The sequence below is a fragment of the Enterococcus sp. AMC1252 genome, from assembly GCF_058216515.1.
Genome location: NZ_CM177097.1, coordinates 338482 through 359551 on the forward strand (window position 1 = coordinate 338482; position 21070 = coordinate 359551).

A 21070-nucleotide genomic window follows, 5' to 3' on the forward strand; every position below is an offset into this window, starting at 1 on the left:
TCTAACTTTTGGAGGTTTTTTTGTATGGCAAAATACAGTTTTGAATTTAAACTTAAAATTGTCCATGACTACTTATCTGGTCAAGGAGGCACACCGTTTCTCGCAAAAAAAGTATGGGTTTAAAAATAATTCTCAAATAAGTAAATGGATTAATAGCTATAAAGAATTTGGTGAAGAAGGATTACTTCGTAGTCGGGAAAATAAGAATTACTCTGTTCAATTTAAGTTAGATGCGATAGAGTTGTATTTAACTACAGAGTTGTCCTATCAAAAAGTAGCCAATCTTCTCAAAATGAACAATCCACCATTGATTGCGAATTGGCTTAAAACATATCGTCAGTTTGGTATAGATGGACTCTCTAAACAGAAAGGACGTCCACCTAGAATGCCTAAGAAGGAATTAAATGAAGCCCAACCATTACCAAGTGAACAATCTCAATTAGATAAACTAGAAAAAGAAAATAGAATGTTAAAAATTGAGAATGCCTATTTAAAAGAATTGAGGAGGCTACGTTTAGAGGACGAACAAAAAATGAACGAATCGCCCGAATCATTCACAGCCTCCGAGGACACTTTCAATTAAAAGATATTCTGGAAACCTTAAGGTTTCCAAAAGCCACTTACATGTACTGGCAAAAACGTTTAGACAGAATAAATTCAACACAAATGATTGAAGAAGAAATTCAAGCGATCCGTAAGGAACATCAACATTATGGCTATAGAAGAATAACACAAGAATTGAAGAGACGTGGATTTCAAGTAAATAAAAAGAAAGTGCAGCGATTAATTCAAAAGCTACAGTTACAAGTCAATGCTTTCACTAAGAAATCAAGGAAATACAATTCATATAAAGGAACCGTTGGTAAGATCGCTAGAAATTTGATTCATCGCCGATTCAACACCTCTGTTCCTCACCAAAAAATCACAACAGATACAACTGAATTTAAGTACTTTGAAGCAGATAAAGCAGGTATTCTTCGTCAGAAAAAACTCTATTTAGATCCATTTATGGATATGTATAACCGTGAAATTTTAAGTTACAGTCTGTCTAATCAACCAAACGGTAAAACGATTATGAGCGGTCTAGAAGAAGCTATCACTCAAACAAATGATTGTCCCTATCGTCGCACCTTCCACTCTGATCAAGGGTGGGCGTATCAAATGAACGCCTATATACAAACATTAAAGGACAACAGTATCTTTCAAAGTATGTCTCGAAAAGGAACCTGTTTGGATAATTCTCCTATGGAGAATTTCTTCAGCATTCTAAAGCAAGAATTGTATTACGGTAAAGTCTATCAAAGTCAAAATGAGTTAAGACAAGCAATTGAGAACTACATTTATTATTATAATCATCATCGGATTAAAGAAAAACTTAACTGGAAAAGTCCAGTCGAGTTTCGACAATTTAATCAACAAACTGCATAAAAAATAGAGTGAAAAAATCCACTCTATAAAAAGTCTAACTTTTTGGGGTCACTATAAAATCCAGTGAACTTCTTTTTTCTTTCCCGAAATACAATAAAAAACCAATCAAATTCTATGTTTTTACAAAGAAACTCTATATAATATCGTGTTTTTATCCTATAAACTAGACCTATGGTTAGAATTTAATCACGAAAGAGAAAAAGGAGGACACACAAATTGGAAAAGAAAAAAGAATTAAACGTATTGATCTCTATTATGATGATGCTTGTGTTAGCGGTTGGTGGTTTATCTGGCACAGAGATTGCTAGAGCACAAGAGAGTATTGAAGCAGCAGCTCAAATCGAGCAAGTGGACATTAACAGTGCAAGTTTAGAAGAGTTGCAGAAGCTTTCTGGAATCGGATCGGTGCTTGCGCAAAGAATTATTGATACGAGACCATTTGCGTCGATTGATGAATTGACTAAGGTTAAAGGAATCGGTGCTGCTACGCTGAAAAAGATTAAGGATCAAGGCTTAGCTTATGTGGATGCAGATCCTGTGTTGGGGACTATTGCTGAGGTTTTCCCGGATCCTCATTTTTCTTCCGAAGTGGCAGCAGCTTTGAGTAAAGAAGTTACTTCAAGTACTACTAAAGAAGAGTTGCAAGTTTTAAAATTCGATAGTTTATATTTAAAGGATGTTACTAATCTTGAAGGTCTACAATATTTAAAAAGTCTTCAAAAGGTGAGTGTTTCTACAGAGGAAATCACAAATCTATCTGATTTCTCTAAAATCACTTCCTTGGAGAATCTTGAAAGTTTGAATCTGAATATTTATAATTTGGACAATCTAGCAGGTATTGAAAAATTAACTAAATTAACTAAATTAAGTATGATTGCTAGAGGTAAAGTAAAGAATTTTGAAAAAATATATCAATTAGAAAGTTTAGAAGATTTTGATTATTCTGGAACTTCCGTAAAAGGAAGTACTCTTAATTTTGAAGGGATAAATAACCTAAATAAATTAAAAAAAATCAGAATGAGTGGGATTGAAGTCAATGACTTAGCGCCTATTTATAAACTAGCTAATTTAGAGTCACTAGATATAAATACGCTTTGGAAGAAAGATTATGCCCCATTAGATTTTGAAGGTATTGATCAGTTGAAAAAATTAAAAGAATTGAGAATCATAAAACCTTCTAACGTTTCTGATATTGGACCTTTTGGAAAACTAAACTCTGTAGAAGGTTTATATTTAGCTTTATTTATGAATGCCAAGTTAACAGGTTATTCCGAAATTGGGAAAATGGAAAACTTGAAAGTTCTTAGTTTATTTGATAATCGCATGTCTGATGCTAGTTGGTTGTCTTCAGTTACGCAGTTGGAAAAACTTAGTCTTGATGAAGGTAGCCTTACAGATATTTCGTCACTTTCAAATTTGAAGCAATTGAAACAACTTTCTCTAGGTGGGGCTAAAGTGACAGACATATCACCGTTAGCCAATATAGAAGAGTTAACAGACCTATCGATAACTAACAGTAACTTTACCGACGTCAATCCATTAGCATCATTGAAAAAACTAAAATACCTCTACCTGTATAACAATCAACTTACAGATATTTCAGCGTTAGAAAAGATAGGTACTCTTGAAACTTTGAACATTTCTGGAAATAATAATATAAACAATTATTCATCTCTTAGTAAATTGACTCAATTGAAACATTTACTTCTAAGAACAAAGACATTAGCTAATCTTGAATTTCTACCGTCTCTAACAAGTCTGTCTACTCTGGATTTAGCTATTAATCAAATTGAAGATATTTCATCAGTAGCGAATTTGAAAAATTTGGAAAGTTTAAATCTGTCTTCAAATAAAATAGCTAAGATTGATGCTTTGAAATCTTTGAAAAATCTTAAAAAGTTAACTCTTATTAACAACAAGATAGTAAATATCTCCGAGTTACAGTCTTTGACAAATCTAAATGGTTTAGTTCTTAGCGATAACCAAATAGCTGATATTTCAACACTATCTTCATTAAATAATTTAAGTACTTTATTTTTAGATTCGAATGAGATTAAAGATATTTCGGTTTTAAACTCTATGACTAATTTAAAAAGGTTAGGATTGGATTCAAATCAGATTGTAGATGTTTCAGCATTAAGTTCACTAAAGAATCTTACTGAACTTACTTTAAGATCAAATGAAATTGAAAATATAGAGCCTCTATCATATTTAACGAATTTAATCAATTTAGAGCTAAATGATAACCCAATCATTGACTATTCACCATTAGATAAATTACCAAATATTCATAAATATGTTGCTCCTTAATTTTTGAAGTTGTATTATTGTTCAATTAACTGTAAACAAAGAACTAAGGTAGCTATTATAGTTCTGTAATCATTCCTAAAAGTTACAAAAAAATGATATAAAAAACTTCTTTATTTGTTATAGTAAATAAAGGGGTTTTTTCTATTGAATGAAAGAAAGAAGGGGATAGCATTGTATAAACTGTTGGTTATAGAGGATGAACCGTTGGTGCGCAAAGGAATCGTAACGTTGATTGATTTTAAAGGGTTGGAAATCGATCAAATATTTGAAGCAGGTGATGGGAAAAAAGCTCTTGAGATTGTCAAAAAAGAAAGCCCTAACATTATTTTGACAGACATTAATTTACCTTATTTGGACGGCCTAACTTTTGCTAAAAAAGTTAAATTATTTTTGCCGAAAACGGTAATCATATTTTTAACAGGGTATGATTATTTTGAGTATGCTGTGTCCGCCATAAAATTAGGGGCAGATGATTATATTTTAAAGCCGGTAACAAAACAAGAAATTGAAGAATTGTTGACTCGAGCGATTACTAAGTTAAAGTCGGAGCATTTGCATCAGCAACTGAAAGAGGTGCGGGTAGTGAAAGAAGGGGAGCGAAAAGACAGTACAGCGTTAGCGGATACGTTAAAACAGATCATTGAAGAACAACTAAGTAACCCTTTGTTATCACTAACATGGCTAGCGAATAAATTAGGCTATAATGCTAGCTATTTAAGTAGTGTAATCAAAAAGACACTAGGCACAACGTTTCAAGACTATGTTAGTAAAAAGCGAATCGAACAAGCGAAAGTATTATTACTCGCAACACCTCTCAAAAACTATGAAATTGCTGGGAAGGTCGGGTTTGAAGATGTTAATTATTTTTCGTTACGTTTCAAACAAGTGACTGGACTATCGCCGAGACAATATAAAAAAGAGGCGGCACAACGATGAAGATCTTGGATAAGCTTAGGTGGCGTTCACTTTCTGTGCAAATAAGCCATTATTTTTTCTTAACGACGCTTATTCTACTAGTTTATTATGGCATTTCAACAACGTATAATACTTCTGCAATCATGTTGGCTAAAGCGCAAGATGATACGATCAATACGATTGAGCGCAGCGGTGATTATGTCAATGACTATATCAAGCGCTTGAAGCAGGTGGCGACGGCGATTACGATTAGCTCCGATGTTCAAGAATTTGTAACAATAGGCGATCCAGAAAGTCGAACGCAAGTATTAAATGTACTAGCTAATATGTTGGCGACAGATGATTCACTTATTTCGGCTATGATACTTACTAAAGATGGGCGTTTTGTTTCTAATGAAGAGTCTAACGAAGCATCAAAGTCAAAAAAAATGTTAGCTGAGGAATGGCGTAAACAAGGAATTAACATAGATGGCATGACGATTCTAACTTCTGCTAGAAAACAGAAAGCATCCAGTAGTAAAGAAGAGTGGATAATTTCTATTACCAAAGAAATTGTCACGGACGACGGTCAGAAACTTGGTGTGATCCGATTGGATATTGATTCTAAAGGGATAGAAAATTATTTAAGGCAATTGAATATTGGACGAAAAGGGTATGTATTTATGATAAACCAGCGCAAAGAGCTGGTTTATCATCAGAATGATACTGTTCTTTCAGAGCAAAAATACCAAACTCAAGTTCAATATGATAGTAACCGTAAAAATGGGTATGACGAGAAGGCGCAACAACTTGTCTATAACCAATTAATTGTTGAGGCAGGTTGGCAGCTAGTTGGGATTGCTTCTTTAGAGGAATTAGCGATGATTTCTAATAACATGTGGTGGAAGATAGCGATAGTTGGCGGTTTAATGTTTTTAGTTGTTTTTATAGGAAGTATATTTGTAATCAAAGGACTGACTAAACCAATGCGGACTCTTGAATATTCAATGAAGCATGTTGTATCAGGTCTATCAGATGCCAAAGTTGTAGAGACTGGCCCAGATGAAATTCGCAGTCTTGCTCGCAGCTTCAATGGTATGTTGATGCAGATGGAGCAGCTAGTATCAGAAGTAAAAGCAAAAGAACAAGCCATCCACAAATATGAAATACAAACATTGGCTAGTCAAATAAATCCTCATTTCCTGTATAATACACTGGATACAATTATTTGGATGGCAGAATTTAATGATAATAAACAAGTAGTTGCAACAACTAAATCTTTGGCTAGTTTTTTTAGATTGTCCCTTAATCAAGGGAATGAAATGATTCGTCTGAAAAATGAAATAGAGCATGTTCGGCAATATCTTTTTATTCAGAAACAACGTTATGGCGACCAATTGACCTATGAAATAATCGAAGATCCGGAGTTGTATGAGTATCAATTACCTAAACTGGTGATACAACCAATTGTGGAAAATGCAATTTACCATGGAATTAAGGAAATCGACCGGCAGGGATTGATTAGTATTCGGACTAGAGCCGACGAGACTAGTTTTTATATTGAAATCTACGATAATGGCAAGGGGTATCAATTAGAAGAAGACCATAAGCATACTTGTACTAGATTAGGAGGGATTGGGCTAAGCAACATTAATGAACGGCTCCGCTTACAATATGGTACTGACTATCAGATGGAAATTAAAACTAAACCGAATCAATATACTCATATTGTGTTAAAGCTACCTCGTTATTAAGAACTCACCAATTTAAGGATAAGGAAGTCACTAGAATTTCTGGTGGCTTTTTTTATTAACATTATCAGTAACAGTACAATAAGATGAAAGGCGAGTTGATACACTAAGAGAGGTAAATAGGAAAGTAATCTGTCAGCGAGCTGAATATATTACTTTAAGAACTTTATTATAAAATAATGTGCAAAAATGTATATGATTTGACTTGAATATATTTATTGTTTAACATCAAAAAAGTTGCTTTTTAATAACGCAATAGAGAATGTATATTGGTCTATATCAATTAGAGAAGGGAACGATGTATAAAAGATGTTAAAAAAATTATCATGGTGTGTAGTAATGTTTGTGGGATTCTTAGGATTATTTGGGTTTGGAGAGCAGTCTTTAGCAACTGAATTAAGCAGTACAGGTTTTGTTGATACGATTCAGTTTGATAAGACAGAATTAATGGATGGGGAACTGACATCTATCCATGTAACATTTAGTGAAAAAGCAGGTATGAAGCTTAAAGCAGGCGATGTTTTGACGTTGTCTTTACCGAAAGAGTTAGAAGGATTGACAGACTCCAATGATACTCCTCGTGAAATAGATTTAAATGGATTAGGAATAGTCCGTGTATATAAAGATAAAGCTGTTTGTCTATTTAATGAAAAAGTGAATCGCTTAGATCGTGTTCGAGGAGAATTTACTTTCGGCGTTCGAGTGACAAATGTTAAAGAAAATACAGTAAAAGAAATACCCACAAATCTTGGAACTTCAGTTGTTGTCCCAAATATTGTTGTTAAAGGGCATTCTGGTAGTGGCGTAGAAGGGGAGAAACCGTTCTTTTATAAAACGGGAGATTTATTGGGAAAATCAGGTCAAATTCGTTGGTTTTTAAATGCAAACTTAACGAAAAGTGACTTAGCTAATGATATCGTGTTGACTGATAAATCAGGTGGCGGTCAAGTATTAAATCAAGATAGTTTTGTATTTACTGTTGACAATTATTTAGGTCGATCAGCATTAAGTTTAGAAGAGTTTGTAAATCAAAGGTATGGTACAGTGGAATTTGGCGATGATAATGCCTTTTCTATTCGAATTTATCGTGAAAAAGCGCGCTTGGCTTCATTTACAATTATGTATACAGCAACCATAACAGAGGCTGGGAAAAAACAGCAAAATTTTACAAATGATTGCCAAATTGATTATCAAGTTTTATATCAAAAGCCAATCAACGAAGTAGCGACGCATAAAGTGAAAAATATCTTTTTAGACGGCAATGCAATTGGTGACGAAAATCAGCCCATTGAAGAAGCAATTGTCGAGGAAGAAAAAATCGAAGATGAATCTGGAGAACTAGGTGAAATCGCACCGCTAATTCCAGAAGAACACGTGAAAGAAACACAAGAAGAAGAGTTAAACGTAGCCAAAGAAGAACAACCAGAAATACACATCGGCGAACAAGTCGAAGTGATCGAAGATGAATCTGGAGAACTAGGTGAAATCGCACCGCTAACTCCAGAAGAGCACGTGAAAGAAACACAAGAAGAAGAGCTAAACGTAGCCAAAGAAGAACAACCAGAAATACACATCGGCGAACAAGTCGAAGTGATCGAAGATGAATCTGGAGAATTAGGTGAAATCGCACCGCTAATTCCAGAAGAGCACGTGAAAGAAACACAAGAAGAAGAGCTAAACGTAGCCAAAGAAGAACAACCAGAAATACACATCGGCGAACAAGTCGAAGTGATCGAAGATGAATCTGGAGAACTAGAGGAAATCGCACCGCTAATTCCAGAAGAGCACGTGAAAGAAACACAAGAAGAAGAGCTAAACACAGCAAAAGAAGAACAGCCAGAAATTCGTATTAATGACCAAACAGAAACGAATGAAGACAAATCTGGTAATCAGGTAGAAGAAATCAAACCGAATGGACATGCAGAAGGCGAATTGATACCAGTAAAAGAAGAAAAAGTACAACCAAAAGCTGACAAAGTCTTTTTGAATGCCTCTAAAGTTCAACCAAAAGGGCAATTACCTAAGGCTGGTAGTAAGGATAGCTTTGTTGCTATAGTTACTGGTTTAGCATTAATTCTATCAGTAATCGGAGCATATGGACTAAATCGTAAAAAAATAGCGAAATAAAAAATAAGATAAAGGATAAGACAGATAGGGTTGACTATTTGCCTTATCCTTTATTTATATTCTCTTAAAAATAAGGGCTGTATATGCGAATGGTAGTATTTTATAATTTTGATGCAACCATTTATGTTTTTTTTGACTCTAATAGATATAAGGTTCAAATTAACTGTTGGAGATGAAGGGAGTATTTTACTTGGCAAATGATGTTTTTTTAGTTAAAAAGGCCCAAAAAGGCAATCAAGATGCATTTATTCAATTGATTCAAGAATATGAAAGGGTACTTTACAATATGGCTAGGCGGTTTTTAACAAATGAACAAGATATAGCAGATGTACTGCAAGAAACAGTGATCACTGCTTATCAAAAACTGGATCAACTTAAAAATCCGAACTATTTCAATACGTGGCTTTGCCGAATAATGATCAATCAATGCAAAAAAATATTGAATACCGAATCCTATTTTGATATAGAGGATTATCAATTTTCAGTGAATAATCAAGAGTCGGAGCACTTAGCTATGAACGATTTACTTACAGGGCTAAACTCAATTTATCGAATCCCTCTTGTCTTGTATTATTATAATGGTTTTTCAGTGAAAGAAATCAGTCAGATTTTAAGTGAACCCTCTGGTACGATCAAGTCTCGCTTAGCTAGAGGTCGAGCAATGTTGCAAAAAGAATATATGGGATCTGAAGGAGGAGTTATTTAATGAAAGATTTTGAAGAAAAATTGAACGAAACGTTGCAAGAAACGCAAGCTATTTCTAAAGAAGCTCGTCAAGCATTTGATGAAGCCTATCAAAAAATCTCTCAAGAAAAAAAACGAGTACAACCCAAAAAGAAAAAAAAGCTCCCACTGATCCTAATCACAGCGATTGTACTGATTGGACTATCGCTAGCTTTTACACCTATCGGTAAAGCGGTGACTAATTTCTTGCATCTGGGTCAATTTACCTCTAAAACGCTTCAAGAAAAAGGATTTGTCACGCAACAAAGTACAAAAGCAACGAATGAAAATGTTGATATCGAGTTAACTGAAGTCTATGCTGATCAAAATGAAATCGGGTTGCATTTTATGATTCAATTTCCGAAGAACTCAAAATTTACGAATGAAACTCTTGAATTTTACGGTATCCATTTTGCTCTTAAAAATGGGGATGGTCGCTATTTAGTTGATCTAAAAAGTGGCTTGGCGGAAGCTCAGGAAAACTTGAATCTCTTTAACAGCATCACGCCAGAGTCTCATTTTGATCGCAGTACGAATCAATTAGAATTAACGTATCGTCTTCAAGCCAGTAATGGTGAGGTTCCGCCGTTAGAAAATGCAGTTGTTGTAATTAGTCGTGTAACCGCAATGTATCCCATAGATGATACGCCAGGCTACCATGAAGGGAAAGAAGGAGAAACTTTTGAAGAACTCGAAGGCTTATGGGAATTACCGATTGATACATCAAAAATCAAGTCATTTGATGCGCTCAATTTTGCTCCAACTGATTCTTCATGGGCCGAAACAGTGTCTGCATTAGTTTATCCAAATTCATTCGTGATGAAAACGAGTGATAAAAGATTTAATGAAATGATCGATCCAGATGATATTTGGTTACAAGCAGTGATCAATGGTCGCCAGGAGCGTTACTTATCGAGAGAATTTAGCTCCGATGAAGAAGGTGGAGAACTGTATTATCAGATGATTTTCAACTATCCAGGATATGATCAAGCGGATGTACTGCTGCTTCATTATGGTGACCTAGAGGTCGAATTTAAGCGTCAGTAGTTTTCAAAAAAGAAAAAGCCAATGCTAAGAGCACTGACTTTACCAGTAAGCTGAAACAAAATTTGCTGCTTCCTTCCTTTATTTAAGAAGGGAGTGGTTTTTATTTTCCAGCAAATGTTAGCTGCCAAGTAATACCAAACTTGTCTGTCAGCCACGTAACTTTTTGAAAAATTCCAGCTTTTTCAGGTCCCATAATGACTACGCCTTCGGCAGATAGTGCTGAGAAAATGCGATCAAACTCTTCTTCTGTGTCCATTTCTACGTATAATGAAAGATTCCAACCAGGTGCTACGGGATTTTCAGGTCCCATCTCTAAAAAATAAATCAAGGCGCCGTTTAAATCTAACTGTCCATTCAACACACGTTCTGGGTATTCATCATAATAAGTTGTTGATTGAATCGTAGTGTTTGGAAAAACCTCAACATAAAAATCCATTTGCTTTTTGGCCTGTTCCGTTACTGAAATAAAGGTTATTGGCTGTTTCATTTTCTTCACGCTCCTTAAGTGTAAGATAGCAGGTTTTGGCGTAATTTCAATTGATGTGCTCTAAATTCAATCAAATAAAGAGAAAACCTAAATAAGCACGTTTGGGATAAACGACTTATTTAGGTTTCTTCATCTCAATTTAAGCATAGAAAGGGAAGTGGGATTCTATTGAATAAACTTAATCAAAAAGAATATCACCATTTGATTCGATCACTTGCTTGTACCAATGGAACGATTTTTTTCGACTTCTATTGAGTGTACCATTTCCTTCATCATCACGATCGACATAAATAAACCCATATCGCTTACTCATTTCTCCCGTACCAGCGCTGATCAGATCAATACAACCCCAAGGCGTGTAACCAATTAAGTCAACCCCATCATCAATCGCTTTTTCCATTTCAATAATATGTCGTTTGAAGTAGTCTATTCGATAATCATCATTGATCGAACCATCTGCTTCCACTTCATCAAAAGCGCCAAGTCCATTTTCTACGACCATTAACGGTACTTCATAACGAGAATAGATTTGGTTTAACGTATAGCGCAGTCCGACTGGATCGATTTGCCAACCCCAATCGCTCGTTTCAAGATACTCATTTGATACACCGCCAAAAAGATTGCCGCCTGTTTTATCATTACGATTTTCCAAGTCATCTGTGATACAGGTGGTCATGTAATAGCTAAAAGTGTAATAATCAACGGCTCCTGCGTTGAGTAAGGCTTTATCTTCTTCTGTAATCTCTATCTGAATATTGTTCTTTTCAAAATAACGTGTCATAAAGTAAGGATACTTTCCTTTGACTTGAACATCACCACAGAAAAAGTTGAATTTCTCATTGATTTGCTGCGTTTTTAAAACATCTTCTGGACGACATGTTTTTGGGTACATCGTAATATATGCCAACATACACCCAATTTTAAAATCAGGGTTGATTTTGTGTCCAGCAACGACTGCGCTAGCTGAAGCGAGAAAAACGTTGTGTAATGCTTGATATTGTTCAGATTCAGTATATTCACGATTAAATAAACCATTGATACGTTTGCCGTGATCCATTGTACCGAAGTTGATTTCATTGAATGTTAGCCAGTATTTTACTTTATCTTTATAACGCTCAAATAGAGTAGTTGCATAGTTTTCGTAAAATCCGATCGCTCGTTTATCTAAGAAACCATCATAGTTTTTCCCCAAGTGAAAAGGCATTTCAAAGTGAGAAATCGTGACAAGTGGTTCAATGCCATATTTCGCTAGCTCATCAAAAAACTCATCGTAAAATTGTAACCCTGCTTCATTTGGTGTAGCATCATCTCCATTAGGGAAAATCCGTGACCAAGCAATCGACATCCGATAAACCTTAAAGCCCATTTCTGCAAATAAAGCGATATCTTCTTTATAGCGATGGTAAGAATCGATACCCGTGTGACTAGGGTAGTAATAGTGATCTGTATCGATCTTTAAATCGAATGTGCGATGTGTATTAGCGGTTCGACTCCCAGCGCGATTATGATCACAAATAGAATCTCCTTTACCGTCCAGATTCCATGCTCCTTCACATTGATTGGCAGCTGTTGCGCCGCCCCATAAAAAATTCTTTGGAAAACTCATTGATCTGTACTCCTTTGTAAATAGATTTTGTATTGGTTCAAATGATTATTTTGCGATGATCGCAGTAATCAAAACATCTCCTTGTTTAGTCGAGGTTTCAGAAGTTGCAATCACATCAGCGTAATCAGGGGTATTTGTAACGATAATCGGCACTTGTGTGCTGTAACCTGCTTCTTCGATCGCACTGATATCGAAGGTCACTAATTTGTCCCCTTTTTTGACTTTCGCATTTTGTTCAACAAACGCCTCAAAGCCTTCACCATCTAACTGAACGGTGTCGATACCGATATGGATCAAAAGCTCGGTCCCATTGTCTGAAATCAATCCAATAGCATGTTTTGTCGGGAAAAGAGTCATCACGGTACCATCAAATGGTGCCGCGATTTCCCCAACAGTTGGTTCGATCACAACCCCTTTGCCCATGATACCTTCTGAAAATGCTGCGTCTCTTGCTTCGCTCAAAGGTAGAACTTTGCCTTCTGCTGGAGAGAAAACTTCATCTTTTGTTAGTTTCTTTTTTTGCCCAGTTGCGGCTAATTTCGCTTCTTCTTTTGATAGTTGAATCGTTGGTTCATCATCTTTAAAGCCTAAAGCCCAAGCTATTGCAAAACCAGCTGCTAGAGCACACGCATCCAAAATCATTGCGTAAATCGCAAACTTAACATCGCCATCTGGTGAGATAGAACTTGGATAGCGGAATATTCCTAAGCCACCCATTTGATAGCCTTGCATACCTAATCCCATAGCGATGGCACCAGTAACACCCCCAACAATACAAGATGCCCAGAAAGGTTTTTTTCTAGGTAAAGTGATACCGTAAATAGCCGGTTCAGTTACACCAAAGATACCTGAAATAAAAGCAGGGATTGATAATTCTTTTAATTTCGCATTTTTAGTTTTCAACATGACCGCTAATACCGCACCAGTTTGAGCAAAACTTACACTACCTGATGGTGTTAATAATGATGTTGGGTCACCTTGAGATAATGCGATAATGGCAAATGGAATAAGCGCCCAATGTAGACCGAACATAACAAGAATTTGCCAAGAGAAACCAAGAATAGCACCGAATAAAATTGGGCTAAAACTTTGAATAGAAAGTAACCCATTTCCTAAAGCGTCAGAAACAGTATTCATGACTGGTCCGATCACTAAGAATGTTAATGGAATCGTTACAAGCGCTGTTATAAATGGAACAATAAACAACTTAATAACGTCAGGAATAACTTTTCTTAATTGCTTTTCTAAAAATGCAGCAAAAGCCACCGCCGCAATAATCGGCATAACTGTAGAACCATAACCAGCAGGCGGAATAGAGAATGGAATACCAAAGAAATTAAGCCCTCCCGCTTCAGCAAACTGAGCAGTAGCTGCACCTTCTAAAAATCCAGGATAGACTAAACTTGATGCGATTAACATTCCAAGGAAGGGTGAGCCGCCAAACTTTTTCATTGCTGTGTAACCAATAAAGATTGGCAAAAATTTGAATAATCCGTCACCCATCGCATTAAAAATAGCTGATGTTGACGACTCCGCAAAGCCAGCCCCTAACGCGAAAATTAAAATGGCATTAACCCCTTTTAACATACCAGCTGCAGACAGTGGCGCTAAAATCGGTTGGAAAATAGAGGAAATCATATCAACGAATTGATCAAATAAATTTCCTTTTGGACCAGACTCAGTCGGAGCTTCTAACACACCTAATACAGCATCCACATCTTTGCGAACATCAGGGACATGGTTGCCAATCACTACTTGGTATTGTCCACCTGCTTGCATAACGGTCACAACACCATCCATATTTTTTAAGACTTCGGTGTTGGCTTTACTTTCATCTTTCAATTTAAAACGAAGGCGTGTGATGCAGTTTGTTAAAGAATTGACGTTTTCTTTGCCTCCGACTTCCTTTACAATATTTTGTGCAAGTTCTTCATATTTACCCATTTTCGTTCCTCCAAATGTCTAATTATTTTTTATTCAGAGGTCTCGCCAACTTAATGTCACGATCCAGGGCCTTTCCACAGGCAATCAGTTTCCTACGCTCCTTTTCGGGATATCATTTAGATTAAGAGAAATCCTCTCTAACTAACTTGTTTTATCGATGATTCGAGCCAAATGTATGGTGATGTAGACCTGTTCATCTTTTGACATTGTATAATTACGTCGATTGATTAATAGTTCAGCGACTTTTTTTGTTGCCTCAAAAGCCTCTGGATATTGTTTCGTCACGAGTAAGAACAACTCATTTTCAACTTGTTCTTCAGATGTTGTTGCAGTGTTCTCTTTGAACACTCGTTCAGTGAAGAATTTTAAATGTGTAATAAACCGTTGAAAGTAAATATCATTTTCAGCAAAATTGATTCGGAGTGTATATTTGATGACGGTCAATATTTCTTCGATCAACTGAGTCAGACTGATCGCATCTTCGTGATTGCCGTCGAGTTGAGCATTGGTGATATGCAAGGCTAGAAATCCAGCTTCATCATCAGTCAAATCTACATCCAGTTGCTGGTTGACCATTTGGATAGCCAATCGTGCTATTTCTAATTCAACAGGAAAAAAGCGTTTGATATCCCATAATAAAAAATTTTTGATTTGAATATTTTTCTTTGTCCGTTGGATAGAGGAGTGCAAGTGATCAGCAATCGCTATAAAAGATGATTCATTCAGTTCTTTGTCTAGCGCTTTTTTTGCTTGAGATAAGATTTTGTAGGAGATTTCAATGATTTCTTCGGGAATTTCTGAAAATAATTGCTCGATCTGTTCCGATTCAACTTCGTTTTCAAGCTTAAAAACCTTCTCGATTTTTGCCCGATCAACTTCTGAGCCAGCCCTCATTTGAAAGCCTAATCCGTTGCCCATAAGAATCACTTCTTCGTTGTCTTCATTACGAACAATGATCACATTATTATTTAAAATTTTTAGAATTTCCAAAGCAATTGCCCTCCCGTTTTCCTAAATAAAGAGACTGAAAATAGAAAAAAGCCCAAACAAAAGCCTAAAGAGGCGTTGTTTAGGTTTAGCTTAACTTAATAATCACTATCCATTTAACAAAGCAAATATACACTATAAAGAAAGCGCTGTCAATGGGTTTTTGAAGAGTACTACATATTAAATAGAAAGTGATAAAGAAAGCTACTGACGAACAGACTAGACATACTATAAGTGACTTTCTATAATGAATCTTGCAAAGTAGGTATTTTATACGGAAAAAAGCCAGTGCTGATAACACTGACTCTTACTTTAGTTGAGAGGATAGCGTTTTTTTATAGGACGATAAAAAAATTAATCACTTCTACGATCTGGTAGGCCATAATGAAGAAACATGCTTGAATCTGAATCAGTGTTGTCTAATCAATTGCTGTAATCGTCCATTCTTTGAAGAATGCTTCTGTGCCAATATCAACAAAGAAACCAATCCCACCTCTAGCATCAGCACCGTGCTTCATATTCTCCACCACCAATACGGGTTTGTCACTATCGTTTAAATAAAATTCTCCCTTAGCTCCATTGATCACTGCTTTTAAGCTGATCCATTCATCAAGTCCAATGTCCGCTGGCCCCTCAAAATCTGTGATGCCAAGATTTCGGAAATAGTCAAAGGTGTATTTAGGATAGGAAAAATATTGCACACCGCGATTTTTTCTGACTGGATCGTCTATACGGCCATTTGTCGGTCTTACGTAGAAAGATTCAAATGTTGTGTCAGTTTGATCGATCCGAAAGGCAATACCGATAAATCCACGTGCAAAATCTGGTGCATCCGGCAATAAGCGGCTTAACATCTTCACTTCGATTGTCCCATTATGAAAAGTGAAGTTGTTTAGCTTAGCATATGTATTTTCATCAAATTCCATAATTTTATCTTTTTTTATAACTCTTAAAACAGCTTCGCCGTTTAGCATGGTCTGCTCAACAGCGGTATGAACTGCTTCGATGGGTGTAAACTCAGTATTCATTTAAATAGCCTCCTTAATAATTGTTGTGGTCTGTAATAAAGTATAGACAATTTTTTATAAAATGTTAAGTAGGCACTAATTTGTAACTATCTATCGAAGTTGTTGTTTATAAAATTGTCCCTATTGTCTCATGGATTCAATGACAGGTAATAAGCTTTCTCCCAAAGGGGTTAATTGATACTCAACATGAGGCGGCACTTTTTGGAAATCGATTCGCTCTACAATGCCATCTAGAATCATTGAGTTAAGACTTTCGGTCAAGACCTTTTGAGAAACTCCTATTAACGATCGCTTTAATTCGGAATTTCTTTTGGGTCCTGTTATTAGATCTCGAATAATCAATGTTTTCCATTTACTTCCAATCAGTTGAACCGTCGTTGCCACGTCACAAAGTGGCATTTCTTCTTTCTTTATCATAAAAAAGTAGCTCCTAACATTTGAGAATGAGTCCGCTTTTAAAAATGGCTTCCGTGTATGAGAATTGTTACATGTTTAGAGCAGAAAATCAACTAGCTCTTTAGGAAATAGAATTACAGAATAATATCCAGTAAAATACATCATTGAAATGTTAGCGCTATTATTGTAGACTGGAGTGAATGATATAATTTTTGTCAATTTGTCAGTGTTTTATAATACAATGCAGGATAGTAAAAACGGTACACTTATAAAAAAGTAGCGATTAGTGTGTTGTTTTGTGAAAAAGTGAACATTCCATGTAAGGTAGGATCTTTTTTTATTTGAATGCTATTAAAAGAAAAGAGGAATAGGAATATGAGCAATGACAACGCAGTACTAGCAAGAAATACAAAAAATGCACCACAGGATCCACTAGCATCACAAACGGTCGCTTTTTCTCACTACAATAACTTTTCAGCACAGTTACCGATCGATCCAGTATCTGGTAAATTGATAGCAGGAGACATCAAGGAACAAACTGAACAGTGTTTTGAAAACATCAAAGCAATTGCTAAAAGTATCGATCATGTAATGAGTGACATTGTTCGAATTACTATTTTTGTTAAAAATAGTAAAGATATCGATGCAGTAGATGAGGTGTACGCCTCAGTTTTCACAAGCTACCAACCTTCAAGAACAGTAGTTGTGGTAGATGATTTACCAATGGGCGCTTTAGTGCAAATTGAAGCGCTTGTTTCAAATGGTGAAGGGACAATCCCAAATGCTCCTCAAGCAGGCGACTTGATCAAACTGACAAACAACACATCAAATGCACCAAGTAGTTCATTGTCGACACAAACGGTCTCGTTTTCACATTACAATAATTTATCAGCCCAATTACCGATTGATCCTAAAACAGGACGAGTGGTGCCCGGTTGTATCAAAAAACAGACTGGACAGTGTTTGAAAAATATTAAGGCAATTTTAGAAAGTATTGATGTTCCATTTGATGATATCGTTAAAGTCACGATCTTCCTAAAAGATTTGTCGAAGATGGATGCTGTGAATAAAGTTTATACAACCTTTTTCCCAGATTCGGCGATTGCTCGAACAGTTGCCTATGTTCCAGCACGGACAGTGGTTGCAGTAAAAGATTTACCAATGGGCGCTGCAATTCAGATTGAAGCTGTGGTTTCGCATGGAGATGGTACACCGCCCCAAGCAATCGAAGATAGACATGGTCTGATCATCGAAGCGAATAATACAGCACAAGCGCCGAAATGTCCATTTTCAACACAAACAGTTGCTTTTTCACATTATAATAATATTTCAGCCCAATTACCGATCAATCCAAAAACGAATGAGATGGTTGTCGGTGGGATAAAAGAGCAAACTAATCAGTGTTTAGACAATATCAAGGCGATCATTGAGAGTGTTGATCATGTGATGGCTGATGTGGTCAAAGTGAACATATTTGTTAAGAATATCGAAGATACGGCTGCTGTAGATGAAGTTTATGCAAGATTTTTCCCAGATGGTGTGCCTGCCAGAAGAGTGGTTGGTGTATCGGAATTACCTAAAGGTGCGTTGATCCAAATTGATGCAATTGTTGGAAATGCGGAAGGAACACCGCCGATTGTTTAATAGCTAAACTAAAAGTTATGAAAGTTCTAGCTACAAGGGAAGAATTATAAAATAAACCTGTGTTACCTTTGCTAATGAAGGAATACAGGTTTATTTTGCTGTATAATAGGATGAAAAATGGATGTAAGTTAAAGGAGGCTTGAGATGGAAAATCTATTTTCTTCAAAGGACCAAGTCTTACTATTTTTAATTATATTTAGTTTGGTTGCTCTGTTATTTGCAATATTTGTGGATAAGTCAAGTGGTTTATTTTTAGCAAGAAATCCGCTAAATATTAAAAACGATGACATCTCTACAGAAAATAAAGCGGAAAGACGGGCAGGGAAATTATTTGTTAGGTGGGTTTATTAAGGAGTTAGTGTGATGAGTCCAATTTGTTTGTTTTTGTATAGCGGTGTTGTGTCTAAGGGTTTGGCAATTCTGTTTATTGTGGGTATCTTTATATATCGAAAATATCTGGCAAGATAGAGGTCTTTTTTTAAAATTAAAGTGACATTCTATATCGTAATCAGCAGTAAATAAGTTTATAATAGATGGCAGTATACAAATATCGGAGGGTTCTTACGTGAAAAAACTAGGTTTTGATCCACAAAAGTACATCGAAGAGCAATCAAAATATATCCTTGAAAGGGTCGACCACTATGATAAATTATATTTAGAATTTGGTGGTAAATTGATTGGGGATATGCATGCAAAACGTGTTTTGCCAGGATTTGATGCGGATGCAAAAATTAAACTTTTACAGAAATTAAAAGATCAAGCGGAGATTTTGATTTGTGTTTATGCAGGCGATATCGAGCGGAACAAAATTCGTGGTGATTATGGGATTACCTATGACATGGATATTTTACGTCAAATCGATGAGTTAAGAGAATACGGCTTAGCAGTCAATAGTGTAGTCATTACACGCTACAGTGGACAACCTTCTACAAAAATGTTTATCAATAAATTGGAACGAAGAGATATCAAAGTCTATAAACATGCAGCAATTGAAGATTATCCATCAAATCTTGAAAAAATCGTCAGTGAAGAAGGATTTGGTAAAAATGACTATATCCCAACAACAAAACCAATTGTAGTTGTCACAGCGCCAGGTCCAGGTAGTGGGAAATTAGCGACGTGTTTGAATCAACTGTATCATGAAAGTCGCAATGGAAAGACCGCTGGCTATTCAAAATTTGAAACCTTCCCAGTTTGGAATGTTCCGTTGAAGCATCCTTTAAATATTGCGTATGAGGCAGCCACCGTTGACTTGAAAGATGTCAATATGATTGATTCTTTCCATTTTGATAAATACCAGAAAGTTGCTGTTAATTATAATCGTGATGTGGAGACATTCCCCGTAATCAAACGAATTATTGAAAAAATTACGGGTGAAGAATCTGTCTATCAATCCCCAACGGATATGGGCGTGAACCGTGTCGGTTTTGGGATTGTCGATGATGATGTGGTGAAAGAAGCGTCTAAGCAAGAAATTATTCGTCGCTGTTTTGCCACAGAATGTGATTTTAAAAAAGGCTTGATCGATGAAGAAACAGTCAATCGTATTAAGTTGATCATGGAAGAAGTAGAATTGAAAAAAGAAGACCGAAAAGCGGTTCTTCCTGCTAGAGAGTATTCAGAGCGATTAAGAGAGCAAACGCAAAGTAATGACACACCTGCTGTTATTGCGTTTGAATTGCAAGACGGTCGAATTGTAAAAGGGAGAACCAGCAGTTTAATGGATTCATGTTCATCTGCTATTTTGAATTCTATTAAGACGTTAGCCAATATTTCAGATGAAATTTTATTACTATCTCCAGTGATTCTTGAAACTATTCAAACGATGAAGCGAAAAGATCTTCACAGTAAGATAACGGCTTTAAAAGCGAATGAAATCTTGATTGCCTTAGCGATCAGTGCCGTGACGAACCCAACAGCACAATTAGCTTATGATAAATTGTCTGAATTGAACGGTGTACAAGCGCACTCTACTGTGATGTTGAGTAAGAATGATGAGCAGACGTTACGAGAATTAGGATTGGATATTACCAGTGATGCGGTTTATCCGTCTGAGAATTTATATTACATTTAGAGTGGTAGGCGAACATTCTGAATTGTAATTTAAATGTTAAACCCTAATATAAAATTTCTTATTGAGAGACAAGTAGTTGGATAGTTAACTACTTGTCTTTATTTATCGTTAAGGATTTATGCTCATAAAAAAAGAATATCTATTGACAATACATAGATATTCCTCTATATTAATTTTATACATAGATGGATGTCTATGTGAAGAGGGATATTTTAAAGTATGAAGTTATTTGTCGATCAACAGCTTGACTAGTTGATATTTTCTTAGCGTTAGTGGGTCATTTAATGATTTAGAATTAAAGTAAAAGGAAGTGAAAAAATGAATTATGAAGATTACGCAGTAAAATTAAAAACAATAACAGATCCTAAAAGGATGAAGATTATCGATCTACTTTCTTGCGGTGAAATGTGTGCTTGTGATATTTTAGTCCATTTTGATTTTACCCAACCAACTTTATCTCACCACATGAAAATATTAGAAAAGGCTGGATTTGTACAGGTGACGAAAAAAGGCAAGTGGCATCACTATAGTTTAAATCAAGAGGAGTTAAAAGTATTTATGAGAGAATTTAATCAATTATTTTTTAACTCAGATAATTGTGTTTGTCAGAAAAATAATGTATAA

General features: G+C 35.8%; 16 protein-coding genes and 1 pseudogene. 11 read left to right on the plus strand and 6 right to left on the minus strand.

Going from position 1 to position 21070, the window contains the following annotated elements; translation table 11 throughout:
• Positions 1-24 precede the first annotated feature (24 nt).
• The 7 genes and pseudogenes from AC4BB5_RS01550 (at position 25) to AC4BB5_RS01580 (ending at position 10280) form a co-directional block, all read left to right on the plus strand.
• A pseudogene (locus AC4BB5_RS01550) lies at positions 25-1428 on the plus strand (IS3 family transposase).
• Positions 1429-1644: 216 nt separating this feature from the next.
• Positions 1645-3738, plus strand: a complete 2094-nt coding sequence (locus AC4BB5_RS01555; protein ID WP_490457699.1) for a leucine-rich repeat domain-containing protein — start codon at positions 1645-1647, stop codon at positions 3736-3738.
• Positions 3739-3882: 144 nt separating this feature from the next.
• On the plus strand, positions 3883-4674 hold the full coding sequence (locus tag AC4BB5_RS01560) for a response regulator transcription factor (protein WP_490457700.1): 792 nt from the start codon (positions 3883-3885) through the stop codon (positions 4672-4674).
• Positions 4671-6386 carry a cache domain-containing sensor histidine kinase gene (locus tag AC4BB5_RS01565; protein ID WP_490457701.1) on the plus strand — a complete coding sequence of 572 codons (1716 nt, stop codon included), beginning with the start codon at positions 4671-4673 and terminating at the stop codon, positions 6384-6386. Before AC4BB5_RS01560 ends, AC4BB5_RS01565 begins: the two co-directional genes overlap by 4 nt.
• Before the next feature lie 306 nt (positions 6387-6692).
• Positions 6693-8510, plus strand: a complete 1818-nt coding sequence (locus AC4BB5_RS01570) for a collagen binding domain-containing protein (RefSeq protein WP_490457702.1) — start codon at positions 6693-6695, stop codon at positions 8508-8510.
• Positions 8511-8700: 190 nt separating this feature from the next.
• Positions 8701-9216, plus strand: a complete 516-nt coding sequence (locus AC4BB5_RS01575; protein ID WP_490457703.1) for an RNA polymerase sigma factor — start codon at positions 8701-8703, stop codon at positions 9214-9216.
• Entirely contained in the window at positions 9216-10280 is a 1065-nt protein-coding gene (locus AC4BB5_RS01580; RefSeq protein ID WP_490457704.1) for a DUF4179 domain-containing protein, read from the plus strand. Before AC4BB5_RS01575 ends, AC4BB5_RS01580 begins: the two co-directional genes overlap by 1 nt.
• Positions 10281-10380: 100 nt before the next feature.
• On the opposite strand, the gene AC4BB5_RS01585 is transcribed toward AC4BB5_RS01580, so the two are convergent.
• The 6 genes from AC4BB5_RS01585 to AC4BB5_RS01610 form a co-directional block, all read right to left on the minus strand.
• Positions 10381-10767: a VOC family protein gene (locus tag AC4BB5_RS01585; RefSeq protein WP_490457705.1), complete on the minus strand. Its 387-nt coding sequence runs from the start codon at positions 10765-10767 to the stop codon at positions 10381-10383.
• Positions 10768-10945: 178 nt separating this feature from the next.
• On the minus strand, positions 10946-12373 hold the full coding sequence (locus AC4BB5_RS01590) for a glycoside hydrolase family 1 protein (RefSeq protein WP_490457706.1): 1428 nt from the start codon (positions 12371-12373) through the stop codon (positions 10946-10948).
• Positions 12374-12418: 45 nt separating this feature from the next.
• Entirely contained in the window at positions 12419-14317 is a 1899-nt protein-coding gene (locus AC4BB5_RS01595; RefSeq protein ID WP_490457707.1) for a beta-glucoside-specific PTS transporter subunit IIABC, read from the minus strand.
• A 141-nt stretch (positions 14318-14458) separates the two neighbouring features.
• Positions 14459-15307, minus strand: a complete 849-nt coding sequence (licT, locus tag AC4BB5_RS01600) for a BglG family transcription antiterminator LicT (protein WP_490457708.1) — start codon at positions 15305-15307, stop codon at positions 14459-14461.
• A gap of 416 nt (positions 15308-15723) precedes the next feature.
• Positions 15724-16332: a hypothetical protein gene (locus AC4BB5_RS01605; protein ID WP_490457709.1), complete on the minus strand. Its 609-nt coding sequence runs from the start codon at positions 16330-16332 to the stop codon at positions 15724-15726.
• Positions 16333-16452: 120 nt separating this feature from the next.
• Complete coding sequence (locus tag AC4BB5_RS01610) at positions 16453-16749, minus strand: winged helix-turn-helix transcriptional regulator (protein WP_490457710.1); 297 nt, start codon at positions 16747-16749, stop codon at positions 16453-16455.
• A gap of 354 nt (positions 16750-17103) precedes the next feature.
• On the opposite strand from AC4BB5_RS01610, the gene AC4BB5_RS01615 reads away from it, so the two are divergent.
• The 4 genes from AC4BB5_RS01615 (at position 17104) to AC4BB5_RS01630 (ending at position 21070) form a co-directional block, all read left to right on the plus strand.
• A complete protein-coding gene (locus AC4BB5_RS01615; protein WP_490457711.1) occupies positions 17104-18372 on the plus strand; it encodes a Rid family hydrolase in 1269 nt (422 codons plus the stop codon).
• Between the two features lie 144 nt (positions 18373-18516).
• On the plus strand, positions 18517-18723 hold the full coding sequence (locus tag AC4BB5_RS01620; RefSeq protein WP_490457712.1) for a hypothetical protein: 207 nt from the start codon (positions 18517-18519) through the stop codon (positions 18721-18723).
• 214 nt (positions 18724-18937) lie between these two features.
• Entirely contained in the window at positions 18938-20446 is a 1509-nt protein-coding gene (locus AC4BB5_RS01625; protein ID WP_490457713.1) for a DUF1846 domain-containing protein, read from the plus strand.
• A 318-nt stretch (positions 20447-20764) separates the two neighbouring features.
• Positions 20765-21070, plus strand: coding sequence for an ArsR/SmtB family transcription factor (locus AC4BB5_RS01630; RefSeq protein WP_490457714.1), 306 nt, complete (start codon positions 20765-20767; stop codon positions 21068-21070).

What these genes read in the sequence shown, in the direction of transcription:
- AC4BB5_RS01620 (WP_490457712.1), top strand. Translation starts at nt 18,517, where the DNA reads ATGGAAAATCTATTTTCTTCAAAGGACCAAGTCTTACTATTTTTAATT.
- AC4BB5_RS01570 (WP_490457702.1), top strand. Translation starts at nt 6,693, where the DNA reads ATGTTAAAAAAATTATCATGGTGTGTAGTAATGTTTGTGGGATTCTTA.
- AC4BB5_RS01595 (WP_490457707.1), bottom strand. Translation starts at nt 14,317, where the DNA reads ATGGGTAAATATGAAGAACTTGCACAAAATATTGTAAAGGAAGTCGGA.
- AC4BB5_RS01605 (WP_490457709.1), bottom strand. Translation starts at nt 16,332, where the DNA reads ATGAATACTGAGTTTACACCCATCGAAGCAGTTCATACCGCTGTTGAG.
- AC4BB5_RS01610 (WP_490457710.1), bottom strand. Translation starts at nt 16,749, where the DNA reads ATGATAAAGAAAGAAGAAATGCCACTTTGTGACGTGGCAACGACGGTT.
- AC4BB5_RS01630 (WP_490457714.1), top strand. Translation starts at nt 20,765, where the DNA reads ATGAATTATGAAGATTACGCAGTAAAATTAAAAACAATAACAGATCCT.
- AC4BB5_RS01585 (WP_490457705.1), bottom strand. Translation starts at nt 10,767, where the DNA reads ATGAAACAGCCAATAACCTTTATTTCAGTAACGGAACAGGCCAAAAAG.
- AC4BB5_RS01590 (WP_490457706.1), bottom strand. Translation starts at nt 12,373, where the DNA reads ATGAGTTTTCCAAAGAATTTTTTATGGGGCGGCGCAACAGCTGCCAAT.
- AC4BB5_RS01615 (WP_490457711.1), top strand. Translation starts at nt 17,104, where the DNA reads ATGAGCAATGACAACGCAGTACTAGCAAGAAATACAAAAAATGCACCA.
- AC4BB5_RS01565 (WP_490457701.1), top strand. Translation starts at nt 4,671, where the DNA reads ATGAAGATCTTGGATAAGCTTAGGTGGCGTTCACTTTCTGTGCAAATA.
- AC4BB5_RS01580 (WP_490457704.1), top strand. Translation starts at nt 9,216, where the DNA reads ATGAAAGATTTTGAAGAAAAATTGAACGAAACGTTGCAAGAAACGCAA.